The sequence below is a fragment of the Variovorax sp. P5_A3 genome (assembly GCF_056400665.1).
This window is the reverse complement of sequence record NZ_JBFUKW010000032.1, coordinates 1-21,732: the sequence shown is the minus strand read 5'-3', so window position 1 is coordinate 21,732 and position 21,732 is coordinate 1. Positions and strand designations below refer to the sequence as shown.

The 21,732-nt window shown below is 65.2% G+C and carries 23 protein-coding genes and 1 pseudogene; 10 read left to right on the top strand and 14 right to left on the bottom strand.

What is annotated here, in order from left to right:
• Positions 1–17: 17 nt before the first annotated feature.
• The gene (locus AC1D3B_RS31590) at positions 18–1,082 is read left to right on the top strand and encodes a protein kinase family protein (protein WP_478194622.1); all 1,065 of its coding nucleotides are present in this window, start codon (positions 18–20) and stop codon (positions 1,080–1,082) included.
• 54 nt (positions 1,083–1,136) lie between these two features.
• Here the strand turns inward: AC1D3B_RS31590 and AC1D3B_RS31585 are convergent, their stop codons facing one another.
• Positions 1,137–2,060, bottom strand: a complete 924-nt coding sequence (locus AC1D3B_RS31585; protein ID WP_478194621.1) for a LysR substrate-binding domain-containing protein — start codon at positions 2,058–2,060, stop codon at positions 1,137–1,139.
• 111 nt (positions 2,061–2,171) lie between these two features.
• Here AC1D3B_RS31585 and AC1D3B_RS31580 point away from each other — a divergent pair, with 111 nt between their 5' ends.
• Entirely contained in the window at positions 2,172–3,665 is a 1,494-nt protein-coding gene (locus AC1D3B_RS31580) for a lyase family protein (RefSeq protein WP_478194620.1), read from the top strand.
• On the top strand, positions 3,662–4,621 hold the full coding sequence (locus AC1D3B_RS31575) for a Bug family tripartite tricarboxylate transporter substrate binding protein (RefSeq protein WP_478194619.1): 960 nt from the start codon (positions 3,662–3,664) through the stop codon (positions 4,619–4,621). The genes AC1D3B_RS31580 and AC1D3B_RS31575 overlap by 4 nt, the downstream gene beginning before the upstream one ends.
• A 22-nt stretch (positions 4,622–4,643) precedes the next feature.
• Here AC1D3B_RS31575 and wrbA read toward each other — a convergent pair whose 3' ends face one another.
• Positions 4,644–5,246, bottom strand: a complete 603-nt coding sequence (gene wrbA, locus AC1D3B_RS31570; RefSeq protein ID WP_478194618.1) for an NAD(P)H:quinone oxidoreductase — start codon at positions 5,244–5,246, stop codon at positions 4,644–4,646.
• A gap of 138 nt (positions 5,247–5,384) precedes the next feature.
• Positions 5,385–6,095 carry a YebC/PmpR family DNA-binding transcriptional regulator gene (locus AC1D3B_RS31565; protein ID WP_478194617.1) on the bottom strand — a complete coding sequence of 237 codons (711 nt, stop codon included), beginning with the start codon at positions 6,093–6,095 and terminating at the stop codon, positions 5,385–5,387.
• Between the two features lie 177 nt (positions 6,096–6,272).
• Between AC1D3B_RS31565 and AC1D3B_RS31560 the strand changes: the two genes are divergently transcribed.
• Entirely contained in the window at positions 6,273–6,551 is a 279-nt protein-coding gene (locus AC1D3B_RS31560) for an ATP-binding protein (RefSeq protein ID WP_478194616.1), read from the top strand.
• A 6-nt stretch (positions 6,552–6,557) separates the two neighbouring features.
• Here AC1D3B_RS31560 and AC1D3B_RS31555 read toward each other — a convergent pair whose 3' ends face one another.
• Positions 6,558–7,148, bottom strand: a complete 591-nt coding sequence (locus AC1D3B_RS31555) for a BRCT domain-containing protein (RefSeq protein WP_478194615.1) — start codon at positions 7,146–7,148, stop codon at positions 6,558–6,560.
• Positions 7,149–7,403: 255 nt separating this feature from the next.
• On the opposite strand from AC1D3B_RS31555, the gene phaZ reads away from it, so the two are divergent.
• From phaZ to AC1D3B_RS31535, 4 genes are all read left to right on the top strand, one after another.
• Positions 7,404–8,291, top strand: a complete 888-nt coding sequence (gene phaZ, locus AC1D3B_RS31550) for a poly(3-hydroxyalkanoate) depolymerase (protein ID WP_478194614.1) — start codon at positions 7,404–7,406, stop codon at positions 8,289–8,291.
• A gap of 49 nt (positions 8,292–8,340) precedes the next feature.
• On the top strand, positions 8,341–8,805 hold the full coding sequence (locus AC1D3B_RS31545; RefSeq protein ID WP_478194613.1) for a MaoC family dehydratase: 465 nt from the start codon (positions 8,341–8,343) through the stop codon (positions 8,803–8,805).
• A gap of 28 nt (positions 8,806–8,833) precedes the next feature.
• Positions 8,834–10,630, top strand: coding sequence for an alpha/beta fold hydrolase (locus tag AC1D3B_RS31540; RefSeq protein WP_478194612.1), 1,797 nt, complete (start codon positions 8,834–8,836; stop codon positions 10,628–10,630).
• 240 nt (positions 10,631–10,870) lie between these two features.
• Positions 10,871–11,203 carry a DUF1161 domain-containing protein gene (locus AC1D3B_RS31535; protein ID WP_478194611.1) on the top strand — a complete coding sequence of 111 codons (333 nt, stop codon included), beginning with the start codon at positions 10,871–10,873 and terminating at the stop codon, positions 11,201–11,203.
• Positions 11,204–11,359: 156 nt separating this feature from the next.
• Here the strand turns inward: AC1D3B_RS31535 and AC1D3B_RS31530 are convergent, their stop codons facing one another.
• The 3 genes from AC1D3B_RS31530 to AC1D3B_RS31520 all read right to left on the bottom strand — a co-directional run bounded on the left by AC1D3B_RS31530 (position 11,360) and on the right by AC1D3B_RS31520 (position 14,484).
• The gene (locus AC1D3B_RS31530; RefSeq protein ID WP_478194610.1) at positions 11,360–11,587 is read right to left on the bottom strand and encodes a hypothetical protein; all 228 of its coding nucleotides are present in this window, start codon (positions 11,585–11,587) and stop codon (positions 11,360–11,362) included.
• Positions 11,588–11,976: 389 nt separating this feature from the next.
• Positions 11,977–13,071, bottom strand: a complete 1,095-nt coding sequence (locus AC1D3B_RS31525; protein WP_478194609.1) for a ParB/RepB/Spo0J family partition protein — start codon at positions 13,069–13,071, stop codon at positions 11,977–11,979.
• A 171-nt stretch (positions 13,072–13,242) separates the two neighbouring features.
• Positions 13,243–14,484 carry an AAA family ATPase gene (locus AC1D3B_RS31520; protein ID WP_478194608.1) on the bottom strand — a complete coding sequence of 414 codons (1,242 nt, stop codon included), beginning with the start codon at positions 14,482–14,484 and terminating at the stop codon, positions 13,243–13,245.
• Positions 14,485–15,043: 559 nt separating this feature from the next.
• On the opposite strand from AC1D3B_RS31520, the gene AC1D3B_RS31515 reads away from it, so the two are divergent.
• Positions 15,044–16,366, top strand: a complete 1,323-nt coding sequence (locus AC1D3B_RS31515) for a RepB family plasmid replication initiator protein (RefSeq protein ID WP_478194607.1) — start codon at positions 15,044–15,046, stop codon at positions 16,364–16,366.
• A 66-nt stretch (positions 16,367–16,432) separates the two neighbouring features.
• Here the strand turns inward: AC1D3B_RS31515 and AC1D3B_RS31510 are convergent.
• The 3 genes and pseudogenes from AC1D3B_RS31510 to AC1D3B_RS31500 all read right to left on the bottom strand — a co-directional run.
• Positions 16,433–16,777, bottom strand: a pseudogene (locus AC1D3B_RS31510) (YciI family protein); the annotation flags it as partial.
• Between the two features lie 93 nt (positions 16,778–16,870).
• Positions 16,871–17,059, bottom strand: coding sequence for a hypothetical protein (locus tag AC1D3B_RS31505; RefSeq protein WP_478194606.1), 189 nt, complete (start codon positions 17,057–17,059; stop codon positions 16,871–16,873).
• A gap of 8 nt (positions 17,060–17,067) precedes the next feature.
• The gene (locus tag AC1D3B_RS31500) at positions 17,068–17,337 is read right to left on the bottom strand and encodes a hypothetical protein (RefSeq protein ID WP_478194605.1); all 270 of its coding nucleotides are present in this window, start codon (positions 17,335–17,337) and stop codon (positions 17,068–17,070) included.
• A gap of 140 nt (positions 17,338–17,477) precedes the next feature.
• Here AC1D3B_RS31500 and AC1D3B_RS31495 point away from each other — a divergent pair, with 140 nt between their 5' ends.
• Positions 17,478–18,389 carry a LysR family transcriptional regulator gene (locus AC1D3B_RS31495; RefSeq protein WP_478194604.1) on the top strand — a complete coding sequence of 304 codons (912 nt, stop codon included), beginning with the start codon at positions 17,478–17,480 and terminating at the stop codon, positions 18,387–18,389.
• Between the two features lie 15 nt (positions 18,390–18,404).
• Here AC1D3B_RS31495 and AC1D3B_RS31490 read toward each other — a convergent pair whose 3' ends face one another.
• The 4 genes from AC1D3B_RS31490 to AC1D3B_RS31475 all read right to left on the bottom strand — a co-directional run.
• Positions 18,405–19,286: an alpha/beta hydrolase gene (locus AC1D3B_RS31490; RefSeq protein WP_478194603.1), complete on the bottom strand. Its 882-nt coding sequence runs from the start codon at positions 19,284–19,286 to the stop codon at positions 18,405–18,407.
• 4 nt (positions 19,287–19,290) lie between these two features.
• Positions 19,291–20,568 carry a Rieske 2Fe-2S domain-containing protein gene (locus AC1D3B_RS31485; RefSeq protein ID WP_478194602.1) on the bottom strand — a complete coding sequence of 426 codons (1,278 nt, stop codon included), beginning with the start codon at positions 20,566–20,568 and terminating at the stop codon, positions 19,291–19,293.
• Between the two features lie 46 nt (positions 20,569–20,614).
• Positions 20,615–20,905 carry a 2Fe-2S iron-sulfur cluster-binding protein gene (locus tag AC1D3B_RS31480; protein ID WP_478194601.1) on the bottom strand — a complete coding sequence of 97 codons (291 nt, stop codon included), beginning with the start codon at positions 20,903–20,905 and terminating at the stop codon, positions 20,615–20,617.
• 414 nt (positions 20,906–21,319) lie between these two features.
• On the bottom strand, positions 21,320–21,732 hold a 413-nt coding region (locus AC1D3B_RS31475), incomplete at its 5' end, for an isocitrate/isopropylmalate family dehydrogenase (protein WP_478194600.1).

Genomic DNA, 21,732 nt, shown 5'->3' with positions numbered 1-21,732 from the left:
TCGAACATCGCCCCCGGATGACGCATCCTTCTCTACCCAAATTCGCCGAGCCAGCCAGCCTCGAAGAGGCGCTGGGCCGAGCGGGCGTGCTTGACGGAAAGAGCGTCACGGGGGTGTCGATCGAAGCGTCGTATGCGACGGTGTTGTCACACATCTTCAGGCTGCGCCTCGCCTACACCGGCACCGTGCCCGGCGCACCCACCACCTTGATCCTGAAAGCCGGCCTGGCGGATCGACCGGGTGGCCCATGGGCCGGCGGCAAGCACGAGGTGGCCTTCTACCAGGATGTTGCGCCTTCGATGCCTCCGGGCATCGTCCCGCGCTGCTTCGCCGCCCATTGGGACGGCGACAGCGGAACTTGGCACTTGCTGTTGGAAGACTTGACCGATTCGCACTTTGTCGCGACGCGCTGGCCACTGCCGCCCGACTTCGCGCAGTGCGAGGCCATCGTTCGAACGCGTGCCCGCTGTCAAGCCGCATGGTGGGACGATCCTCGTCTCGGCGTGACGATCGGTTCGTGGCAGGACGCTCGTGCGCATGAAGAGGCAACGAAGGCGATGGTCGCTCACTTCTCGCGATTCGCAGATGAGATGGGTGATCGCTTGTCGCTCGAGCGGCGTTCCCTTTGCGAACGATTGTTCGATTCCGCGCCGCGATTGGCGCAGCGATACCTGTCGCAGCGCAACATGACGATCATCCAGGGCGACGCCCATGTCTGGAACTGCTTCTTGCCGAAAGATGGCGCGAAGGACGGAGGAAGGTTGTTCGATTGGGATGCCTGGCAGGTGAACACCGGTTCGGACGACCTCGCCTGCATGATGGCCCAGCAGTGGTATCCCGACCTCCGTCGGCGTTTCGAGTCGCGCCTCCTCGACTGCTTTCACGACGAACTTGCGGCCCGGGGCGTGCGGGGCTACGACCGGCGCGCATTGCGGGATGACTACAGGCTGTCAGCACTCTGGCTGATCGCGACACCGATCTGGCAGCACGCGAACGGCATTCCTCCGGTCATATGGTGGAACAACTTCGAGCGCGCCTGCATGGCTGTCGACGACCTGGGCTGCCGCGAACTGATGGCATAGATCCCATTCGAACGGACCAAGACATCGGTGGCGCAAGTTGCCTCGGAGACGAGGTCACTGCAACTGCGCCTCGATCGCCTCGCGCGACCACGCGGGCGCGACCATCGAGATGAAGTCGAAGGCGAACTTCTTCAACAGATGGTCCCTTCGCAGGCTGATCATCGCGCTGGAGGATGGGAACAGGTGGTCGACGGGCAGGGAGCGCAGGTCCCTGTCCTGCGCCGCGTTGAACGCCATCTTCTGGAGCACGGCGACGCCGACGCCGGCGGCCACGTAGGCCTTGATGATGCTGGCGTCCATCGCTCGCATCACGATCCAGGGCGTGATGCCATGTCTTCGGAATTCGCCCTGGACCACGGACCCGGACGTGTAGCTGCTGTCGTAGGTGATGAGCGGCCACCGCGCGATCTGCTCCATCGTCAACTTCCCCATCTTCAACAGCGGGTGCCGCGGCGGCACGATCAGGCACCGGTCGATGTCATAGGCCTTCACCGAAACGACGCCCTTGGGCATCGGATCCGGAAGAGTGCAAAGGCCGATATCGATGGTTCCCGCCGTCACGCCCGCGAGGATCTGGGATGGGGGGCCCACGGTGAACTCGAGCTTGACCTGCGGATAGATGGAAAGGAACCGGCGGGTCACCTCGATCAGCGAATAGCGCGCGTGGATGTGTGTCGTGCCGACACGCAGCGTGCCTTCGCTGTCGGCGGGCAGGTCCTGCTTCAGGCGCTTGAGCGCCTGGGCGTCCTGCAGAACCCGTGCGCACAGCGAGAGCGCTTCCTTGCCGGGCGCGGTCAGTGCCGTCAGTCGGTTGCCGGATCGCACGAACAGTTCGACGCCGATCTCGTTTTCGAGCGCACGGATCATCTTGCTCACGCCGGGCTGGGTTGTATGCAGCGATTCGGCCGCGCGCGAAACGCTGAAGGCACTTTCGACCACCTGGCGCATGCACTGGAGTTGCTGGAAGGTGATGGGCACTGCTTTCTCCACTATTCCTTTTTGGCAATGATAGCGGACTGAATATTCATTTCACACAATGGTCCGTGAGGTCAAGAATCGGCTCCTCCAAGCCATCCGGACAACAGCGACATGCAAGCGGCACCCGATTCCCACGACGTCAACGCGAGCTTCCGCGGTGGTGGACGCGCGCTCGAATACCTCGACCAGATCAACAAGGCCTCGATCATCGAACTGGCCGAAGCGCGCATCGTGTCGACGGATGTGGCCAGACGCATCGCAACAGGCATCCTCGCGGTGATCGAGTTGGAGCGGGACGGGCCCCGGCAGTGGTCCGCCGACTACCTCGACTACGAACCGAAGCTGCTCGCCGCCGTGGGCGCCGATGCCTCGCGGCTGCATTGCGGACGCAGCCGGCAGGACATCTCCGCGACCATTGCGCGCATGAACCTCCGCGCAGGGGTTCTGGACGCGTGCGATGCACTGGTCGCGGCACGCCAGGCGCTGCTCGGCCTGGCGGAAGCGCACAAGGAAACCATCATCCCGGCCTACACGCACGGGGTGCAGGCGCAGCCGACGACACTGGCGCACTACCTTCTCGGCGTGGACGGCGCGCTCGCGCGCAGTGGATCCCGCCTGCGGGCCGCCTACCGGCACGTGAACGAGGGACCCCTTGGTTCGGCCGCCCTGACGACATCGAGTTTCGCACTCGACCGACACCGCCTGGCGTCGTTGCTGGGCTTCGAGGGCCTGGTCGAGAACGCCTACGACGCGAACCATCTCGCACCGGTCGACACGAGCCTGGAGGTCGCCGCGGTCCTCGGCATCGCGGCGGTGCAGATCGGGCAGTTCGCCCAGGATCTTCACGCGCAATACGCGGCGCCGGCTCCGTGGATGACCTTGCAGCGGGGCGAACTCGTGGGGGTCAGCAGCATCATGCCGCAGAAGCGCAATCCGGCCGCCCTGGAGCAGCTGCGCGTGCAGAGCAGCTTGCTCCTCGGGGAAATGCAGGCCGTGTCCCTGCTTGCGCACAACGTGCGCACGGGCATGTTCGACTACCGCGCCTATGACCCGGTGCCGAGCACGCGCGCCGTCGCCGTCTTCGAGCTCCTGCGCAAGGTCCTCGGCGGGCTTGTGGTCGACAGGGCGCGCGCACTGGCCGAAGTCCATGCGGACTATTCGACGGCGACCGAGATCGCCGATGCCCTGCTGCAGCGCGCGGACGTGCCCTTCCGCATCGGCCATCACTTCGCCTCGGCGCTGACGGACTTCGGCCGCTCGCGCAGGCTCAGCCTGCGCGAGATTCCGTACTTCGAGGCCGTTCGCATCTACGAGTCCATGGCATCGCAGGCCTTCCCTTTGGACGCGAAAGCGTTTGCCGAGGTGTCGAGTCCCGAATACATGGTCTTCGGCCGCAAGGGCATTGGCGGACCCCAGGTCGCCGAGGTGAACCGAATGCTTGCGCGACAACGCGAAGCGGTCGCCGACGATCTCGCGTGGTCGCAATCCCGCCGGGCCCATTTGTCGACGGCTGCGGCGCGACTGGACGCCGCTGTCGCGGCGATCGCGAACGGCGCGACAGCCTCCTCCCCTTCCCTTCCTTCGAACCCGGAGACAACCTCATGAAAAGACTTCTCTCGCTGCTGGCGGTCCTGGCCGTTTCCCTCTCGACCATGGCCGCGCCCTACCCGGACAAGCCGGTACGCATCGTCGTGCCCTACTCGCCGGGCGGCGGCGGCGACGTGGTGGGCCGCCCGCTGTCCCAAGAGCTGGGGAAGCAACTGGGCGCCTCGTTCTTCATCGACAACCGCGGCGGCGCGGGCGGCAATATCGGCATGGAGTACGTGGCCCAGTCGCCAGCCGATGGCTATTCGGTGGTGCTCGCCCTCACCTCGCAACTGGCCATCAACCAGGCCCTGTACCCCAAGCTGCGCTATGACGCGCTTGCCGATTTCGTGCCGGTCACGCTGCTGGGCTCGGCGCCGTACTTCCTCGCGGTCAACGCGTCGCTGCCGGTGAAGAACCTGGCCGAATTCATCCAGCTCGCAAAGTCGAAGCCCGGAGCGATGTCCTATGCATCGACGGGGAACGGCAGCGGGCTGCACCTGTCGATGGAACTGCTCAAGTCCATGGCCGGCATCGACCTCGTGCATGTGCCCTACAAGGGCGGCGGCGCAGCACTGACCGACCTTCTCTCGGGCAACGTGCAGGCGATGTTCGTGAGCTATGGAACCGGCAACGCGCAGATCAAGGCGGGCAAGATCCGGGTTCTCGCGGTGTCGTCCAGCCAGCGCTCGCCGGCGTTGCCGGACGTCCCGACCATCGCCGAGGCAGGTGTGCCGGGTTATGAATCCGGTGTCTGGTATGCGCTGCTCGCGCCGCACGGCACGCCCCCGGAAATCGTCAAGCGCCTGCATGACGGTTCGGTGGCCGCGCTCCAGTCGAAGGAATTGCGCGAGCGTTTCGCGTCCGACGGCGTCAAGCCTATCGGCTCGACGCCGGAGGAACTCACAAAATACATTCAGTCAGAGCGCGTCAAGTGGGCTGAGGTCGTCAAGCGGTCGGGCGCAACGGTCGAATGAGAGATTCAGCCGCCCAGCGCGCTCACCCAAAGAGCTTCGTGGCAATCGTGGTGACGTGCCTGCCCTGGAAGTTCGCCATACCGAGCTCCAGCGCGCTGGGCATTCGCTCGCCTTGACCCCCGGTGATGGTCGAAGCGCCATAAGGGCTGCCGCCCTTGATTTCGTCGAGTCCCATTTGCCGCGATTCGGAATAGGGCATGCCGACGATGATCATTCCCTGGTGCAGCAGCGTCGGGTGGAAGGTGAGAATCGTGCTCTCCTGACCGCCGTGCTGAGTGGCACTGCTGCTGAATACGGACCCGACTTTCCCGACCAAGGCGCCGCTCATCCACAGAGCCCCCGTCTGGTCCAGGAACGTGCGCATCTGGCCCGTCATGTTGCCAAAGCGGGTGCCGGTGCCGAAGATGATGGCGTCGTAGTCGGCCAGCTCTTCCGGCTTGGCAATGGCGGCGGCTTGATTGGTCTTGCCGCCCGCCTTCTTGAACGCTTCGTCGGACATCGTTTCGGGAACGCGCTTCAGCTCGACCTTGGCGCCGGCAACCTCGCGTGCCCCAGCTGCGACGGCTTCCGCCATCGCCTCTACATGACCGTAAATGCTGTGATAGAGAACCAGTACCTTCGCCATGACGACTCCTGTGAAGTGGTGATGTGAGTGATCCGGGAACCGACGAGTTCTTGTGCCGGGCCTCGCAGTATGCCCGTCGAGCGCTTCGCATCTGCACAGCCAGATCCGGCTTTTCGCGGTCGAAAATGATTGCGGCAGCTACCCCGCGAGTCCCACGAACACGTTCTGCACGTCGTCGTTCGCATCGATGGCCGCCAGGAAGGTCTCGACCTCCTCCAACGCCTCGGCGCTCAGGCTGCCAGGATCGATCGGGTTCCTGGCCTTGTAGCCGAGCTTCGCCGTCAACACGGAAAAGCCCTGCGCCGGCAGCGCGCGGCTGACCAGGTCGAGATCGACGGGGTCCGTCAGGAAGACCGTGACGCCCTCCTCGCCGCGCTCGAAATCCTGCGCGCCGGCCTCGATCGCGGCCAGTTCAGGGTCGGCCCCCGCTTGCTGCGGTTCGGCCTCGATCATGCCGAGGTGGTCGAAATCCCAGGCGACCGAGCCTGAGGCACCGAGTTGCCCCTTGCGGAACAGCACCCGCATCTCCGGTGCGGTGCGGTTCACGTTGTCGGTCAGGCATTCGACCATCACCGGCACCCGGTGCGGCGCGAAGCCCTCGTAGACCACGTGGTCGAAATGCACCGATTCGCCGGTCAGGCCGGCGCCCTTCTTGATGGCCCGCTCCAGCGTGTCCTTGGGCATCGAGACCTTGCGCGCCTGCTCGACCACCAGCCGCAGCCGCGCATTCGATGCCGGATCGGCTCCGCTGCGCGCGGCGATCATGATTTCCTTCGCGAGCTTGCCGAACAGGCGTCCCTTGGCGTTGGCCGCCAGATCCTTGTGCTTGGCTTTCCATTGCGCGCCCATGTGTGATGCTCCTTGAGTCTCGGCTTTGCCGCGGGTAGGGGATTCTGCCGCAGGGAGCGGGGACAACTCGACGCGCCTGGCTCCGTTAGGATCGCACCCGAACCCACTCCAGGAGCAGGACATGGCCAATGGCGATTGGATTGCCCGCGTCGGGCGAGCTGGTGGTCATCGAAGGCCATGAACGCCGGCAACCCGACGGCGGCGACGGCGATGGCCGGCCGGCCGGCCCGACCCGGTTGGCGCCCTGATGTCGACGCCGCGCGTTGCACCGGCTGCGGCTGGTGCGTCGCCGCGTGCGACCTTCACCTGCTCAGCCTCGAAGTGGTCGATTGGAAGAAGTACTCGACCTTGGGCAATGCGGATCTGTGCACGGGCTGTAGCGACTGCGCCGTGAAGTGCCCCTTTCATGCCATTTCGATGCGCAAGATCGTGGCATCAGGCATCGCACCGGGGTGAGAGGCCTCAGGATGAGGGCGTCGCGCTTCCTGCGAGGCCTTCGAGCCAGCGTCGCTCCGAGATGATTGCGATCGCGTGGCCTTCCTGCTGCAGTGCCAGCGCTTCCTTGATCGTTTGTCCAAGCGGTGTCTGCGTCCAATTCGAAGAGACCTTGGCCCCGATCACGAGATAGTGGACATTCCGGCTGACGACGGCTGCCGGCCACCCACCGGCGCGCTCCAGGAGTCGCTCGCAGGCTGCCTTGGTTCCGTGGAGGAATTCGCCGGCCAGACACACCAGGGCGTCGCGCAGCGTGATCTCGGTCGCGTTGTCCAACGGTATCGCCGATCCGGCCGCGCCGCCCGGGTCGGTGAGCACGAATTCCCCCGAAGCCAACTGCTTGAGCGTAGTGAGCAGGTAGGCGCGCTCGTCCTCGCTCACATGGCCATCGGCCAGGACCGTCTCGATGGCGCCGCTGACCGCATTGCCGGGCCACACGCGCGCCACGTCGGAGTGCTCGGCCAGCCAGACCTTGAGGAACTCGATCTCCAGATCGTGAAGATCGCCATCGGCGACCATGGCCTCCACAATGCCCAAAAGCTGTTCGATGGCTTGCATGGCTGGATCTCCTGTCACGGCTGGGCTCAAAAAGCAGTTGGACGTCCGGGAATGAAAGGCAATGTAACAGCTTGTCGCGCGCCTGCGGGCGCCGGCAATCAAGCAGGCGATCGGCGACCGCGCGCGGCTCGAGTTCAACACCCACTGCCTGACCGGCCTCGGGCCGCTGAGCGTGATGCGAACCAACTCCACGCTAGGGTAAATCCTGCGTCGCGCGCTGCGCGACATCGCCTGCACGCTCCGACAATCCGGGTCATGTCCATGGTCACACTCCAACGTCTCGCGGCCGCGCGCGGTGCAACGCGCCGCATCAATACCACCCGGGCGCCAGGGCCGTTTTCCATCGAAATGATGGAACTCGGCACGCCGTCGAACCCCATGCACGTGCGCGTCGGCCGCAAGCCGGGCAACGGCAAGGGCGTGCCCCTGCTGCTGTTCAACGGCATCGGCGGCAACATCGAGTTGCTGGCGCCGCTGGCAGAGAAGATGCCCGAGCGCGAGATCGTCATCTTCGACATCCCGGGCGTCGGCCAGTCGGAGCTGCCGCGCTGGCCCTACCGGCTCGGCGGCATTGCGCGTCTGGCTGCCCGGATCCTCGACCGCTTCGGCATCGGCGAAGTCGACGTGCTGGGCGTCTCGTGGGGTGGCGCCGCGGCACAAGAGTTTGCCTACACCTGCCGCAAACGCTGCCGGCGACTGATCCTCTGCGCGACCGCCCCCGGCGTGGTGATGGTGCCGGCCAGCCCGAGCGTGCTGTGGAAGATGGCGACGCCCAAGCGCTATGTGAACGCCGATTACTCGCGCAGCATCAGCGGTGACATCTACGGCGGCGACTTCCGCAAGAACCCTGCGCTGGCGGCCGAACTGTTCCGACACGTCAAGTACAAGTCGAAGCTGGGCTACTACCTGCAATTGCTGGCCGCCTCGGGCTGGACCAGCATCCACTGGCTGCCGGGCCTTCGCCAGCCCACGCTCCTGATGGCGGGTGCCGACGACCCGCTGGTGCCGTTGGCCAATGCGCGGCTGATGCACAGGCTGATCCACAAGTCGGAGCTCAAGGTCTTCGACTGCGGGCACATGTTCCTGATGACCCGCGCCGATGAATCCGTCGCGGCCATCCGGGAATTCCTGGACAGGCCCTGAAGTCTTCGGGATGCCTGGCCTTTCATCGACCTCACCCATCTCCATCGCCATGAGCACTCCCGACTTCACCTTCGAATCCCTCGCCGGCCTCGTCGGCCAGCGCATCGGGTCGTCGTCCTGGATCACCATCGACCAGGCCCGCATCGACGAGTTCGCACACTGCACCAACGATACGCAGTGGATCCACGTCGACGTGGAACGCGCCGCCAAGGAAAGCCCCTTCGGCGGCACCATCGCGCATGGCTTCCTGACCCTGTCGCTGCTCGCGCCCACGGTCTTCGATGTGCTGATCTCGCACATGCAACTCAAGCAGGCGGTGAACTACGGACTGGACAAGATCCGGTTCATCGCGCCCGTGCGCGCCGGCAAGCGCGTGCGCAACCACATCAGCGTGGTGTCCATGGAGGACAAGGGCAACGGCCGCCATCTGCTCACGACCGAGAACACGATCGAGATCGAAGGCGAGGACAAACCCGCGCTGGTGGCGTTCTCCATGGCCATGCTGATGGGCTGACCCCTCGAAAAAACAGAAGGAGACACGAATGACGACAGCTTCCACCACCGCGGCGAAAGCAGCCGCGAAGAAGAAGACCGCACCGCCCGGGAAGACTGCGAAGCGGCGTGCAAGCGCGTCGTCCGATCCGACGGCCGTGGTCAACGAACTCAGCGACCTGGTCGCACGTGCGAGCGAAAACACGCTGGTGCCGAACCCGCTCCTTGGGCTGCGCGCCGCCGATTTCGCGGAGGCCACCCAGTCGCTGCTCAAACTGGCCACGGTGTCCCCGGGTGCCACGGTCGGCTCGCTTGCCAAGTACGCGAAGGCGCTGGGCCAGATCGTGCAAGGCAAGTCCGAACTTGCGCCGGACCCCAAGGACCGGCGCTTTGCCGATCCCGCCTGGCAGGGCAACTTCGCCTACAAGCGGCTGATGCAGAACTACCTGCTGACGCACAACGAGTTCAATAACCTGATCGCCGGGTCCAAGCTGGGCGAGCGCGAAAAGGGCCAGGCGCAATTCCTCACCGCCCTCGTGACCGACGCCCTGGCACCGAGCAACTGGCTCGTGGGCAACCCCGCGGCGGTGCGCAAGGTCGTCGACACCGGCGGCGCAAGTGTGGTGAGTGGCCTGAAGAACCTCGTGCACGACATGCGGCACAACCACATGATGCCGATGCAGGTGGACAGCACGCCGTTCAAGATTGGCGAGAACATGGCCATCTCGCCCGGCCAGGTCGTGTATCGCTGCGAGACCTTCGAGCTGATCCAGTACACGCCGACTACGCCGAAGGTGTACCAGCGCCCGCTGGTCATGGTGCCGCCCCAGGTCAACAAGTTCTACGCCGTCGACCTCGCCCCGGAGAAGAGCCTCGTCAAATGGGCGGTGGACAGCGGCGTCCAGATGTTCATGCTGAGCTGGCGCAATCCCACGGCGGAGCATCGCGACTGGGGCCTCGAGCACTACGCGATGGCTGTGGACGAGGCGGTCGATGTGGCGCGCAAGATCACCGGCAGCCCCGACGTGAACATGTGGGGCTCCTGCTCGGGCGGGATGACGCTGGCGGGCTACCTCGGATACCTCGCCGGCGTCGGTGACACCAAGGTGGCCAACGTGTCGTGGGCGGTGTGCGTGCTCGACGGCGCCGGCGCAATGAACGAGACCACGCTGGGACTCTTCAACTCGCCCGCGGCGGTGCGCGCCGCGCGGGCCCGCTCACGCAGCAAGGGCGTGATCGAGGGCTCCGAGCTGGCCGCCATGTTCGCCTGGCTGCGTCCCAACGACCTGATCTGGAACTACTGGGTCAACAACTACCTGTTGGGCAACAAGCCGCCGGCCTTCGACATCCTCGCCTGGAATGCGGACACCACGCGCCTGCCGGCGAAGTTCCATTCCGATCTGCTGGACATCATGGAAAAGAATCCCTATGTCCATCCGGGTGCCATGAGGATCAAGGGCGTTCCGATCGACCTGTCGAAGGTGGACATCAGCGCCTACGTGATCGGCGGGCTCACCGATCACATCACGCCCTGGAAGAGTTGCTATGGCACGGCACGCCTGTTCGGCGAGGACTCGACCTTCGTGCTCGCGAACGCCGGTCACCTGCAGAGCCTGATCAACCCGCCCGGCGCGCCCAAGGCCTTCTTCTCGACGGCTCCGAGCCGCGAGGCCGATCCTCAAGACTGGGCGCGCGCCGCGGTGCGGCACGAGGGGAGCTGGTGGCCGCATTGGCGCGCATGGATGCAGCAGCGATCAGGCGCCCAGGTCGAGCCCCCCAAGAAGCCGGGCTCGCGCACCCATCGCCCGCTCTGCGCGGCTCCGGGGACATACGTGCTGGAGCGCTGAGGCGCGGTCAGGGCCAGGCCGCGCGGCTCATCCTGCAAGTGGTCGGCTTTTCGGCGCGATCGGCCGGGGTCGTCTTCACGGCCCGGAACTCGCGACCTGATCCCTCAACGTCGAACTTCACGCCGGGCGCGCTTGTAGCCCTTTCCCGCCCGGTGCGCCAGCCTCCCATGTGTCAGTGGCGAACGGGGGACCGCTACACTGCATGCCTAGCCAAGCGCGCTCCTTCGAGGCAAGCATCCGATGCTGAAGCCAGCCCTGCTCTCTATCGTCGTATGGGCCTTCACAGGCTCCGCCAGCGCCGCCAGCAATTGCGACGACATCTTGGCCGAGATCGACGCAAAGATTCGCGGTGCGGGCGTGGTGCGCTTCACGCTCGCCTCCGTGACGGCCGATGCCGCGGGCACCGGTAAGGTCGTCGGCACCTGCGAACGTGGCAGCAAGAAGATCGTCTACGAAGCGGAGGCCACTTCCCCCTCGCCCGGCTCATCCTCCGCCCTCCGGCGCAGCGTTGACGACATCCTGACCGAATGCAAGGACGGTTCGATATCGGTCGGCGGGGACTGCAGGAAGTGAGCGTCCGGGTGCGAAGCCAGGTTCTGTCAGGTCGCCATCATTCGTCACCGGACCCTCAACTTCAGCAAGGCGGCGCGCAACTGGCGCGGCGAGCGGGCGGCCATTCCGGTGGCCTGCCCTGCCCCGCCCTGGCCTTCGCGGATCGGGCCGGCTGGCTCACCAGAACTTCCACCACGGCTTGAGCGGAGCGGCGGGCGCCAAGGCGTCGAGTTGTTGCAGCTCACTCTCGCGAAGTCGCCTTCGCCGCTCGACCTCGAAGGCGTGCGCAACGCCGAATGCGCCTCGGTCGCCGCGCAGCGCCTGTGCGCGCCAGCCGGTGGCGAGCTGTTCGAGGCGCTCGTCGTCGAGGCTGGCGATCTGGGACGGTGTGGGCAGCGTGGTCATGGACAAGGGAGGCTCGATCAGATTGGCGGCGGCTCTACCTCGAACGCGCGTGCACATGAATCGGCGTACGAGCCGACGCAGGAAGCGGGATACGAAACGATGGATGGGAGCTCACCCCTCGTCCTCGGCCAAGCCAGCGGGTGGCCTCCCGGTGGTCCCGCCGGACCATCATTCCAATAATCATCAATCTCTTTTTTTAGTGCCGCTACAGGGAGTTTTTGAGAAGACTTTCATAAGTGATTGAATTTATTGGAATTTTCTGACGGCAAGGAAGATTGGGCCGATGCGCCGGACGCCGCCCCGGTGGAATGTTGCCATCTCTCGAAATATAAAGTGTGCGATCACTCACTTATTTCTGGCGTCGTTCAGCGGTCCCGTCTTTTGGGTCTCTACGCCTTGCGCCCCACGAACGCCTCGATGGCTTTGGCGAGCTTCCTGCGTTGCACCTCGTCCATGGGCTGGTCGAACGCCACGGTCGCCCTGCCCCTGCGATCGAAGGTCAGCAGCGCGATGCGCTTGCCGTCCTCGTCCTTCCATTCTGTCGACGCGATCTCGCCCGGCCGGCTGGCCCTGCCCTGCCCCGTGAGCGCGGCGAAGACCTCGGCCGGCGTGGCCGCCGGCTCCCTCAATGCAATCTCGCGCGCCGCGGCGAGCAGTCCTTCCGGATCTCGCTGATGGGCGTCCTTCAGCGCCGTTGCCCATCTGAACTGGAGATTCAATGGGGACCCGAACGCGCGCACGACCTCACCCGGCAACTTGGCCAGCGCCATGGCCTTGCCGATGTTGCCGAGGTCGCGATCAATGGCGCCCGCGAGTTGCTTGGCTGACGGAAAGAGCCCCTGTTCCAGTGCGCGCAGATACATCACGCCCTGCTCCCAGGCCGAAAGATCCTCGCGCTCGCGGTTCTCGCGCTCCATCTCCACGAACAGATCGATGTCCTTCATGCCCGGTTCCACGAGCGCCAGCACGGGGATGCCCAGTTCCAGGCAGGCCTGATGCCGGCGATGGCCGAACACCACCTCGTACTCGGGCGACCCGGGGCGGGCGCTCTCGATCGAGCGCACCTTGATCGGCTGGACATTGCCCCCGGCGCTCGCAATCTCCTCCTTCAGGCGCGAGAACGCCTCGGTCTGGAAATGCGAGGCGTCGCGGTTCGCCCACCGGGACGCCGTGATGAGCTTCGGATCGAGTTGGCGTGTCGCCTGGGCGCCGTCGAATTCGGTGAGCCGCTCGCGCAGGCGCACCACCTCCCGATGCACCTCGGATTGCTCGGTCATGAATGCGAGCATGGAGCCCGGCCCCGTCTTGGGCACGGTCGACGGTGCCCCCGGCTCTGCGGCAACCGGCTGAGGCGCCGGCGGGGGCGTGGCCGCCGCGGGTGCCGCCAAGTCCGCCAGCGGGGCATCCGCGGCATCGTTTCGCTGCGCGCTCGGTAGATTCAAGGTGACGCTGAACGCGCGTTTCACCAGGTCCTTGTTCGCCATTGCTTGTTCCTAGTTAGTTCTTTTGAGAATCGCTGCCTGCTGCACTGTTGTCGCTGTGCGGCGGCTGGCAGCCGAGCGCTGTTTATCGCGCGAAGAGGAAGTCGAGGGCAGGGGGTTGTACCGTACAACCCCTTCCCGTCCGACCCAAAAGTTTCGCCGGATCTGCACCTCTCAGGCCTCGACGCGAAGGGGGGTGGTACCGTACAACCCCCCCGTAGGTTGAGGCAGTTGCCTCGCCCAGGCGTTGCGAATCGACACCTCGATGTGCTGCACGAAAAGGTCGTACGCATCCCGCGCACGCTTGTACGTCTTGTCCTTGGCGTCGCCCGCCTCGCTGTCGTACACGGTGCCGAATCCCGAGGATTTCTGCGACGCGATCGAGGTCCGGGGAATCTCCAGCGGGAGCACCTTCTCCTTGTAGGTGGCACCGATCCATTCCCTCACGGCATCGGCGGTGGTCGACGCCCCGCGTCCGGCCTTGGGCGGCACGCGTGACAGCAGGATGTTGATGAAATCGAACGACTTGGTTTGTCCGCGGCCTTCCAGCATCGTTTCGGTCAGGTCCGAAAACAGGGACCAGAACTGGGTCGAGGAGGCAAAGTCCAGCGTCTCCGGCGGCAGCGGCATGATGATGCCGTTGGCCGCCATCAACGCGTTGATCGTCAGATAGGAGAGCGCCGGGGGACTGTCGATGATGATCACGTCGTAATCGGCGCGCACGTCGTCGATGCCCAGGTCGAGGACCTTGTAGAACTCGAAGCCCGACAAACCCTCCTTGCCCTGGCGCGAGGGCAGCATGAATTCCGCATCGAACAGCGAACTTGCCGCAGGCACCAGGTCCAGGCCGTCCCAATAGGTAGACCGGATCATGGGCCGCACCGTCGTCGAGGAACCGTCCGCGAGCGACATGATGGTGTCCTGGGCACTGATTTCGACATCGGGCAGGATCCCGAAGAGGGTGGTCAGCGAGGCCTGGGGATCGGTGTCGATCACCAGCACCCGATGGCCCATCAAGGTCAGTCCCTGTGCGAGGGTCATCGCGGTCGTGGTCTTCGTCGTGCCGCCCTTGAAGTTCGCGATCGAGATCGTGATGGCCTCGGCCCCCTCGGGCCTGAGCATGTCCTTGCGGTAGTCCCGTACCCACTGGCGCGTCTCGCCCAGGCTGAAGACTCGCTTGCGCCCATTGGACACCAGCGTCCCGGAGGGCATATCCTTGCGGCTCGCGACCCGGTGCGCGAACGATCCCCTCGACGAGGCCTCGCACATTGTGGCCACCTGGTCGGCGCTGAACGAGGGAGCGGCCTTGCGAACCATCGGCGCGAGCATCGCCGAGCGGATGCTCGACAACATGGCGGCCGCATCCGCCGCCTGCTGGTGAACGCCGGCGAGGGTGATCTGGGGTCTGATTTCCATCATTGAACGAGTTAGTGACTGATGACCGGATTGTGCGTGTTGGACGAGATTTGCGCAAACGGTCGCAGTTTCGTCCAAGATGTGGAGGCTCTCTCCTGAAAAAGCTCCACAAGAGCGTCCTGGGGTATTTTTCAGAGTCCAACTCCTTGAACTCCTTTAATACTTTGCAAGGATTTTTATCAATAAAATCAATAACTTAGACCATATTTTGGAGGTTTTACAGTGGAAACTGGAGACCTCTCGGTCGATCTCAGAGTGGATACGGTGGCAGCCGGAGCCCCAACAGGTAACGGGCGGAGTGGATACGGTAGGGGGCCGATTGGCTCGTCCAGCTTGCGATCTGGGCATCCTTTGAGGCAGATTCGCAACTGCAGAACCACCTAAGCGGAGCTTTTTCAGTGAGCTGCAGCGGTCAGGAAGCTCCCGATCGGGCCCTCGGAATGGAGCTTTTTCAGTGAAGGGTCCGTGGAATGCGCGCATGCGACAGGTGAGTCGCCGTTTCACATGAAGCGTGCCCTGCGCTACAGTCCGGGGCATGGTCACAGCCGCAAACCGAGACATGTCCCCGCCCGCCCGCGGCACGGCGCCCTTGCTCAAGCCCGTGTTCTCGCTGGCCCTGGTTCCGCAGAACAACAAGATCACGGCCCTGGGGCGCCGGACCTGGAACGTGCTGCTGCATATTGCGCAGAACCAGGGCCTGGAGCGTGAAACCTTCAGGGCGGCCCTGACGGACATCGTCAAGGGCCTCGACTACAACAGCGGCGACATGAAGATCATCAAGACGCATTTGCGCTCGATGATCACGACGCTGGTCGAGTGGCAGTCGCCCACGGCAGGGGAGTGGCAAACCTGGGATGTCTGCGGGATGCTGTCCCACGCTCGCCTGGTCAAGGAGCGCGGGCAGATCTGGGTGGAATGGTCCTACGCGGTGAACATGCGCAACGAACTCCTCGACCCGGAGATCTTTGCGAAGCTGTCGCTCGAAGTCATCTCGCAACTGGGATCGCATCCTGCCGTCGCGCTCTACGAAATCTGCTCGCGCTACCTGGGCGTCGGGCAGACCGCGCGAAAGGCCTGGACCTGGTGGCGCCCTGTGCTTCTGGGCCGCCCGGACGACGAGCGGCTGCAACGCCTGGAGTACCGGATCTTCAAGCGCGACACCCTTCGACCGGCTCTGGCCGAGATCAACGCCCTGGCGGACATCGAGATCGAGATGCTGGAGTTCAAGTCGGGCCGCTTCGTGTCGGATCTCCAGTTCACGGTTCGCAAGAAGCCGCAGCGGGTCCTCGCGCTGCAGCAGCGATCGGCGGCCGAGCCGGTGGACGTGGCCGTCCTCGCCAGCGCCGAGCGCCTGGGCATCGATCACACCCGCATTGAGCGACTGATCGAGGAGTTTGGCGATGCGGCCGTGGCCACGGCGGTCGAGGCCGTGGCAAAACGTGCCGCCAACGCGTTCCCGGAACCCTTGCGCGATCCATTGCGCTATCTCAAGAGCGTGCTCCCCGGGCATCTCGCTGCCCACGAGGAATCGATCGAGAAGGCCGCGCCGGCCGCGGAACCCGAGGCGGTGCAGGTGCCGCCCAGCGAGCGATTGGCGCAATGGGAGAAGAAGTGGCTGGCCGAACGCATCGAGATGCTCGCGGCCGAGCTGTCAGCGCTCCCTGCACAGCGTCAGGCAGACCTGGTGCAGGGACTGCAAGAGGATCTGCTGCGTCGAAATGCGCATCCGGCGGTGATTCAGCGACTGGTCGGAAAAGGCTGGACGCACCCGATGGTGCGCCACGAGATGGTCCGCTACTACGCCGCAGGCGCATACGGGCCGAACTGGAACAAGCCGACCGACGCGCAATTGCTCGTGGTGGCCGCGGCGCCCGGCGCCTGAACGAAGGCAGGCATCGCCTCGCGGCTGCCCACACCGGGGCGCCGGTGCGACGCGGTCAGCCCTTCATATCGGCCTGATCTCGATCTCCGACGCGGCGGGCATCGGGTTCGGGCAGCGCTTGACCCACGCGACCGCGTCTTCGACGGACGGCAGTTCCCACAGCCAGTAGCCGGCCACGAGATCTCCCGTGAAGGGGCCGTCAACGACGGTGCGCGAGTCGCCGTCAAAGCGCACCCGCTTTCCCTCGCGGCTCGGGCGCAGGCCGTCGCAATCCTTCAGCGCGCCGGCCTTCTTGAGTTCCTCGTTGAAGGCCCCCATCGCGGCCATCTGTTCCTTCATCTGCGCGTCGCTCATCGCCGCCAGGCGCGCCTCGAGATCAGGGGTGGACTTGACCAGGATCATGAACTTCATCTTCAGCTCCAAAATGAATGTCGCATCGGTTTGCGCACGGGACGCCGGATCGAATGCCCCGCCGAGATGCTAGCGCGCGGGTCGTGGCCACGCTCAGGCAGCCTTCTTCGCAAATCCGTACTTGGACATGAGCGCCTTCTGTTCCCGTTCGGCTCGTTCGGCGAATTCGCGAAACTGTGGCGCCGACATGTACCAGGGGCGAAGCGATCCTTGCTCCAGGACATTCAGGAACGAGGTCTGCTCCGTCGCGAACCTGAATGCGTCCTGGAGTTGCCGAACCAACTGAGGACTCATGCCGGCAGGGGTGCCGCGCTCTTCGCGGCGACGAACGTGGGCGTGCCGCCCGCACCCGAGCGGTAGTCCATGATGACCGGCTGCCTGAGTCTTTTCTCGGCCTCGGCGCACGCGGCGCGCGCGATCGTGTCGAAGGAGCTTCCAGGCGGGCTCGAGTTCAGCAGCTTGATCGGCTTGGAGGGATAGGCTTCGGCCCACGCGTCGAGGCCGACGAGCGCGAGGGCCCCCGCCGAGGCGGCTGAAGCGAGGATGGTACGTCTGTGCACGATTTGTCTCCTTGGTTCTTGGAAGCCGCAAGTCGCCACGCGCGGTGTTCGCGCAATGACTCACTCTGGCCCGGGGCGCCGGGAATGAGAACAGGGGTTGACCTGAGGTCGCGCCGCAGAGCGCGATGGGACAATCGAGCATGCCCGCTCGCTTGAATATCACGCTGCGTCAGATGCGCGCTTTCGTTGAAGCCTATCGCCTGCGCAACCTGACCCACGCCGCGGATGCCTTGCATGTGACGCAGTCGGCGATGAGCGCGTTGATCCGCCAGTTCGAGGAGGAACTGGGCGTGCGCCTCTTCGAGCGCACGCCGCGCGTGCTGCGTCCGAACCTCGCGGCGGACGACGCCTACCGCCAGGTCGAGGCCATTCTCGAGCGCATCACCGCCCTCGGAGAGGACATGCGCGACCGCGCCGAACAGGTGGAGAGCGTCCTCAGCTTCAGCTGCGCGCCGGCGCTTTCTTCCGCCGTGATTCCGACCGTGCTGGCAGCGTTCAAGCAGCAGAACCCCGACGTCAAGATCGTCATGTACGACGCTGGAGACGCCAGCCTGATCCAGCGCGTCCTGACGGAGGACGTCGAGTTCAGCATCGGCTTCTTCGAGCACGAGCCCGAAGCCGTATCGCGCGAGCCCCTGGTCATGGATCACCTGTGCGCCGTCTGTGAAAAGGACTCTCCGCTGGCGTCCAAGGAGCGCGTGACCTGGCATGACCTGATGGAGCTCCCCATCATCAACCTCAGCAAGGGGCTGCAGGTCCAGCAGCTTGTGACGGAGGCGATGGCCAACGCCGGCCGGGCCTACCGGCCTGCCTATGAAATCTCCTTCATCCACACCGCGCTCGCGCTCGCCGCCCAGGGGTTCGGCCTCGTCGTCATTCCAGGCTACCTGGTCAGGGGCAATCCGCACACGACCTCGCTGGTGGCCAAGAAGCTGCACGATCCGGTGATCGAGCGCAGCCTCCTGGTTCACACGCGCCAGGGCCACGTCCTTTCGGCGCCGGCGGAGACCTTCCTCCAGATGCTGCGCGGTCATCTGGAACAGCAGATCTGAGCGCCACGCGCCACCTCAATCGACGAGCGGCGAGGCCATCGCGCGCGCGATGAAGCGGCGCAGCAGCAGGCCGACCTCGTGGTCGTCGCTGCCCAGGCTCATCAACGGGGACACGTGATTGTGGCCGGCGAGATCAGCGACCTCGGGCCCTGCTTGCGCGCGCGTCAAGGCTTCGACGAGATCCTGCGACTGGCGACGCAGCCCGGGAGGGTCGTGCTCGGCCAAGGTAACCAGCAACGGATGCATCGGCATGCGCGCATGCGTAAGCGGCGAGCGCTGTGCATACAGGCTCGGGTCGTCGCCGAAATAGGCACGCTGGCCGTCGGCGAGCGGCGCGGCGGCCTGGTAGAAGCCGCTCATCAGAACCGCCGCCCGCACGCGATCGCGGGCCCCGCCTGCGAACGCCGGGTCGAACAACCACGTGGCCGCATGGCAGGCCCCGGCCGACTGCCCGATGACGATCAGTCGCTGCGCATCGCCACCGTACAGGTCCGCGCGCTGCAGCAGCCACTGGACGGCAGCGTCCAGATCCTGCGCTGCGGCCGGCCAGCCGCCGACCGGCGCGCGCCGGTAGTTCATGCATGCGCCCAGCATGCCATGCGCCGCGAAGAAGCGTCCGACGTTGGCGTAGAAGGGCGGGGCGACCTGTTTGTCGCCGCCTGTGAAGCCGCCCCCATGGATGAACAGAACGACGGGGGCGCCGTGTCCCTTTGCAGGAAACAGGTCGAGGCATTGACGTGCGTGGTCGCCGTAGGCGACGTCCGAGATGCAGGTCGTCGCGGCCTTCGCCTGCGCATCGACGCGCGCCGCCCAATGTTGCACCGTGGCGGCCAGGACCTGCGGATCGAAGCGGTTGCCGAAATGCTCCGTCACGCTGCCGAAGGAACGGTCGGCCACAAGCTCAGTCCTTCGCGGGATAGTGCTCGACGTGGTGCGCGGCATGCGGTCGCCAGGAGTCTTGCATCCCGATGTCGCGGTCGAAGCCCCGCATGTGGGTCATGTCGTGCAGATCCACGCCGATCGGGGATCTGCCCTCCTGCACGAGGTGCACGGAGTCCAGCAGCCGCTGGCGCAGACGGACGATGGCTGCGTCGGCGGCAACCAGGTGCTCGGTGCTGCGGTCGTAGATCGGCCCCATCGACGTGGAGATCACGGCGTCTTCCTGGGTGATGCCGTGGAAGCCGCTCCAGCTGCGCTTCTCGCGCATCGCCGCGCGGTCCTGGTTGAAACGCGTGTCCCAGTTCGCGACGAACGCGCTGTCCTTGTAGAAGCGTTCCTCGACCAGCCCAGAGCGCTTGAGCCGATCATTGAGGTCGAGCGCACGCACGTCGCTCGCGTCGATCAGGTAGCTGGCCGTGGTTTCGTCGTCCAGCGGCGTGTCGAACACCGTCGTGTAGAAATCGGGGAACTCGATGATCCGTCCGGTCGGCATGAACAGCGGCACCAGACGGATATTGCGCTTGTCGGGGTCGGCGGCCTTGCGCATGCCCACGTAATGGAAACCGAAGCCCGTGTCCTCGATCTCGAGTTGCGGCGATGTGTCGTCCCAGGCGGGGTTGACCATGTCGCTGATCTCGGGCTTGCTGCCTGAATCGGCCAGCCATCCGGGTCGCGTCACGTTGCTGTGCAGGATGCCGACGTGGGAGCTGTCGGTGCCGCCTTCCCACATCTGGAGGTAGTTGGCCTTGACCACCAGCTTGAACAGGACGCGGTTCGCCTCGGGGACCTTGTCGTAGGCAAAGAGCCGGAACGGCGGCTCATGCTCCTTCGGGCCGATATAGGTCCAGATCAGCCCGGATTGCTCGCGCACCGGATAGACCTTGGCACGCAGACGCTCCTTGACGCGCGGGTCCGCATGGTTGGGCGTGTCCAGCAGCTTGCCGGTGACATCGAACTTCCAGCCGTGATACAGGCAGCGGATGCCGCCTTCCTCCACGCGTCCCAGCGCCATCGACGCGCCGCGGTGCAGGCAGAGTTCTTCCATCATGCCGACCTTGCCTTCGGTGTCGCGAAACAGCACGAAGGTCTCGCCCAGCAGCCTGGCCCGAAGCGGGTCGCAGTCGGGCTGGGGGAGCTCGTCGGACGTGGCGATCGGATGCCAGTAGCGGCGCATGGTGTCACCCATGGGGGTGCCCTTGCCCACGCGGGTCAGTACTTCGTTTTGTTCCTTGCTCAGCATGCCAATTCCCTTGATATGAAGGTTGATGTGGATCGGGGAGGGTTGGTCAGAGGTCGAGGACGAGCCGCGCCGACCGGGCACCTGAACAGCAGAGCATCATGGTCTTGTTCGAGCGCTTCTGCTGATCGGAGAGCACGCTGTCGCGGTGCTCCGGCTCGCCTGCCAGCACGGAATAGGGCACTTCGATGCCTGCGTCCAGCACGGCATCCAGGACTGTCTTGCCCTCGGCCACCACGAGGACCTTCTTCGAGCGGGAGAGCTCGACTTCCACGCCACCGGCGGCCGCCGGCACGTCCCTGGCCTGGAAGTACTCGCGGTGAACCTGCTCCGGCGCCATTGGGCAGATGCACGTCGATGTGCCGGCTCCACCAGGCCGGCGCGCAGCAGCTGACGTGCCTCTTCAAAGGAGCGCAGAACCGCCGCATGCTCGTCCAGGTGGCATTGCCGCGACGCGAAATCGAGCGGCACCATCAGCGCGTCCTCGGCCGCGAAATGCTCGGAGAAACTGGCGTGCAGGGCCGCGAAGCCCGCCTCGAAGTTCTCGTTCGAAGCGTCTCGCAGATCCAGCGACGCCGCCATCAACGCGTCATGGTCGTCGTCGAGCTGCGCATGGCCCGTGGACAGCGAGGCGTCCAGGAAGAGGGCAGGGGAGGGTTGCATGGAGGCACTGTAGGCGTCGGTCCTGGCCACGAAAATCGAAACGTTTCGATGGCGTCATCATCATTTGTTGTGGCGTGCCGCTGCGCTCGGCTCAATCGGGCATTTCGACTTGCGCGGATGTGCCGATGGCGTCGGCGATCGCACGCCCCACCTCGGTCGTGCTCGAGCGGCCCCCGATGTCACGGGTCCGCGGCGCCCCGGAGCCCGGCTCCAGCACCGCCTCGATCGCCTGCAGGATCGCGTCGTGGGCCTGCTTGTGTCCCAGGAACTCCAGCATCATGGCGCCACTCCAGATCTGCCCGATCGGATTGGCAATGCCCTTGCCGGCGATGTCGGGCGCGGAGCCGTGCACTGGTTCGAACAGCGACGGCGTGGTGCGCTCCGGGTTCAGGTTGGCGCTGGGCGCGATGCCGATGGTGCCGGTGCATGCAGGGCCCAGGTCCGACAGGATGTCGCCGAACAGGTTGCTCGCCACCACCACGTCGAAGAAGTCCGGGCGCTGTG

Coding starts and splice junctions, on each gene's coding strand:
- AC1D3B_RS31590 (WP_478194622.1), top strand. CDS start 18: ATGACGCATCCTTCTCTACCCAAATTCGCCGAGCCAGCCAGCCTCGAA.
- AC1D3B_RS31580 (WP_478194620.1), top strand. CDS start 2,172: ATGCAAGCGGCACCCGATTCCCACGACGTCAACGCGAGCTTCCGCGGT.
- AC1D3B_RS31575 (WP_478194619.1), top strand. CDS start 3,662: ATGAAAAGACTTCTCTCGCTGCTGGCGGTCCTGGCCGTTTCCCTCTCG.
- wrbA (WP_478194618.1), bottom strand. CDS start 5,246: ATGGCGAAGGTACTGGTTCTCTATCACAGCATTTACGGTCATGTAGAG.
- AC1D3B_RS31565 (WP_478194617.1), bottom strand. CDS start 6,095: ATGGGCGCGCAATGGAAAGCCAAGCACAAGGATCTGGCGGCCAACGCC.
- AC1D3B_RS31560 (WP_478194616.1), top strand. CDS start 6,273: ATGAACGCCGGCAACCCGACGGCGGCGACGGCGATGGCCGGCCGGCCG.
- AC1D3B_RS31555 (WP_478194615.1), bottom strand. CDS start 7,148: ATGCAAGCCATCGAACAGCTTTTGGGCATTGTGGAGGCCATGGTCGCC.
- phaZ (WP_478194614.1), top strand. CDS start 7,404: ATGTCCATGGTCACACTCCAACGTCTCGCGGCCGCGCGCGGTGCAACG.
- AC1D3B_RS31545 (WP_478194613.1), top strand. CDS start 8,341: ATGAGCACTCCCGACTTCACCTTCGAATCCCTCGCCGGCCTCGTCGGC.
- AC1D3B_RS31540 (WP_478194612.1), top strand. CDS start 8,834: ATGACGACAGCTTCCACCACCGCGGCGAAAGCAGCCGCGAAGAAGAAG.
- AC1D3B_RS31535 (WP_478194611.1), top strand. CDS start 10,871: ATGCTGAAGCCAGCCCTGCTCTCTATCGTCGTATGGGCCTTCACAGGC.
- AC1D3B_RS31530 (WP_478194610.1), bottom strand. CDS start 11,587: ATGACCACGCTGCCCACACCGTCCCAGATCGCCAGCCTCGACGACGAG.
- AC1D3B_RS31525 (WP_478194609.1), bottom strand. CDS start 13,071: ATGGCGAACAAGGACCTGGTGAAACGCGCGTTCAGCGTCACCTTGAAT.
- AC1D3B_RS31520 (WP_478194608.1), bottom strand. CDS start 14,484: ATGGAAATCAGACCCCAGATCACCCTCGCCGGCGTTCACCAGCAGGCG.
- AC1D3B_RS31515 (WP_478194607.1), top strand. CDS start 15,044: ATGTCCCCGCCCGCCCGCGGCACGGCGCCCTTGCTCAAGCCCGTGTTC.
- AC1D3B_RS31495 (WP_478194604.1), top strand. CDS start 17,478: ATGCCCGCTCGCTTGAATATCACGCTGCGTCAGATGCGCGCTTTCGTT.
- AC1D3B_RS31485 (WP_478194602.1), bottom strand. CDS start 20,568: ATGCTGAGCAAGGAACAAAACGAAGTACTGACCCGCGTGGGCAAGGGC.
- AC1D3B_RS31480 (WP_478194601.1), bottom strand. CDS start 20,905: ATGGCGCCGGAGCAGGTTCACCGCGAGTACTTCCAGGCCAGGGACGTG.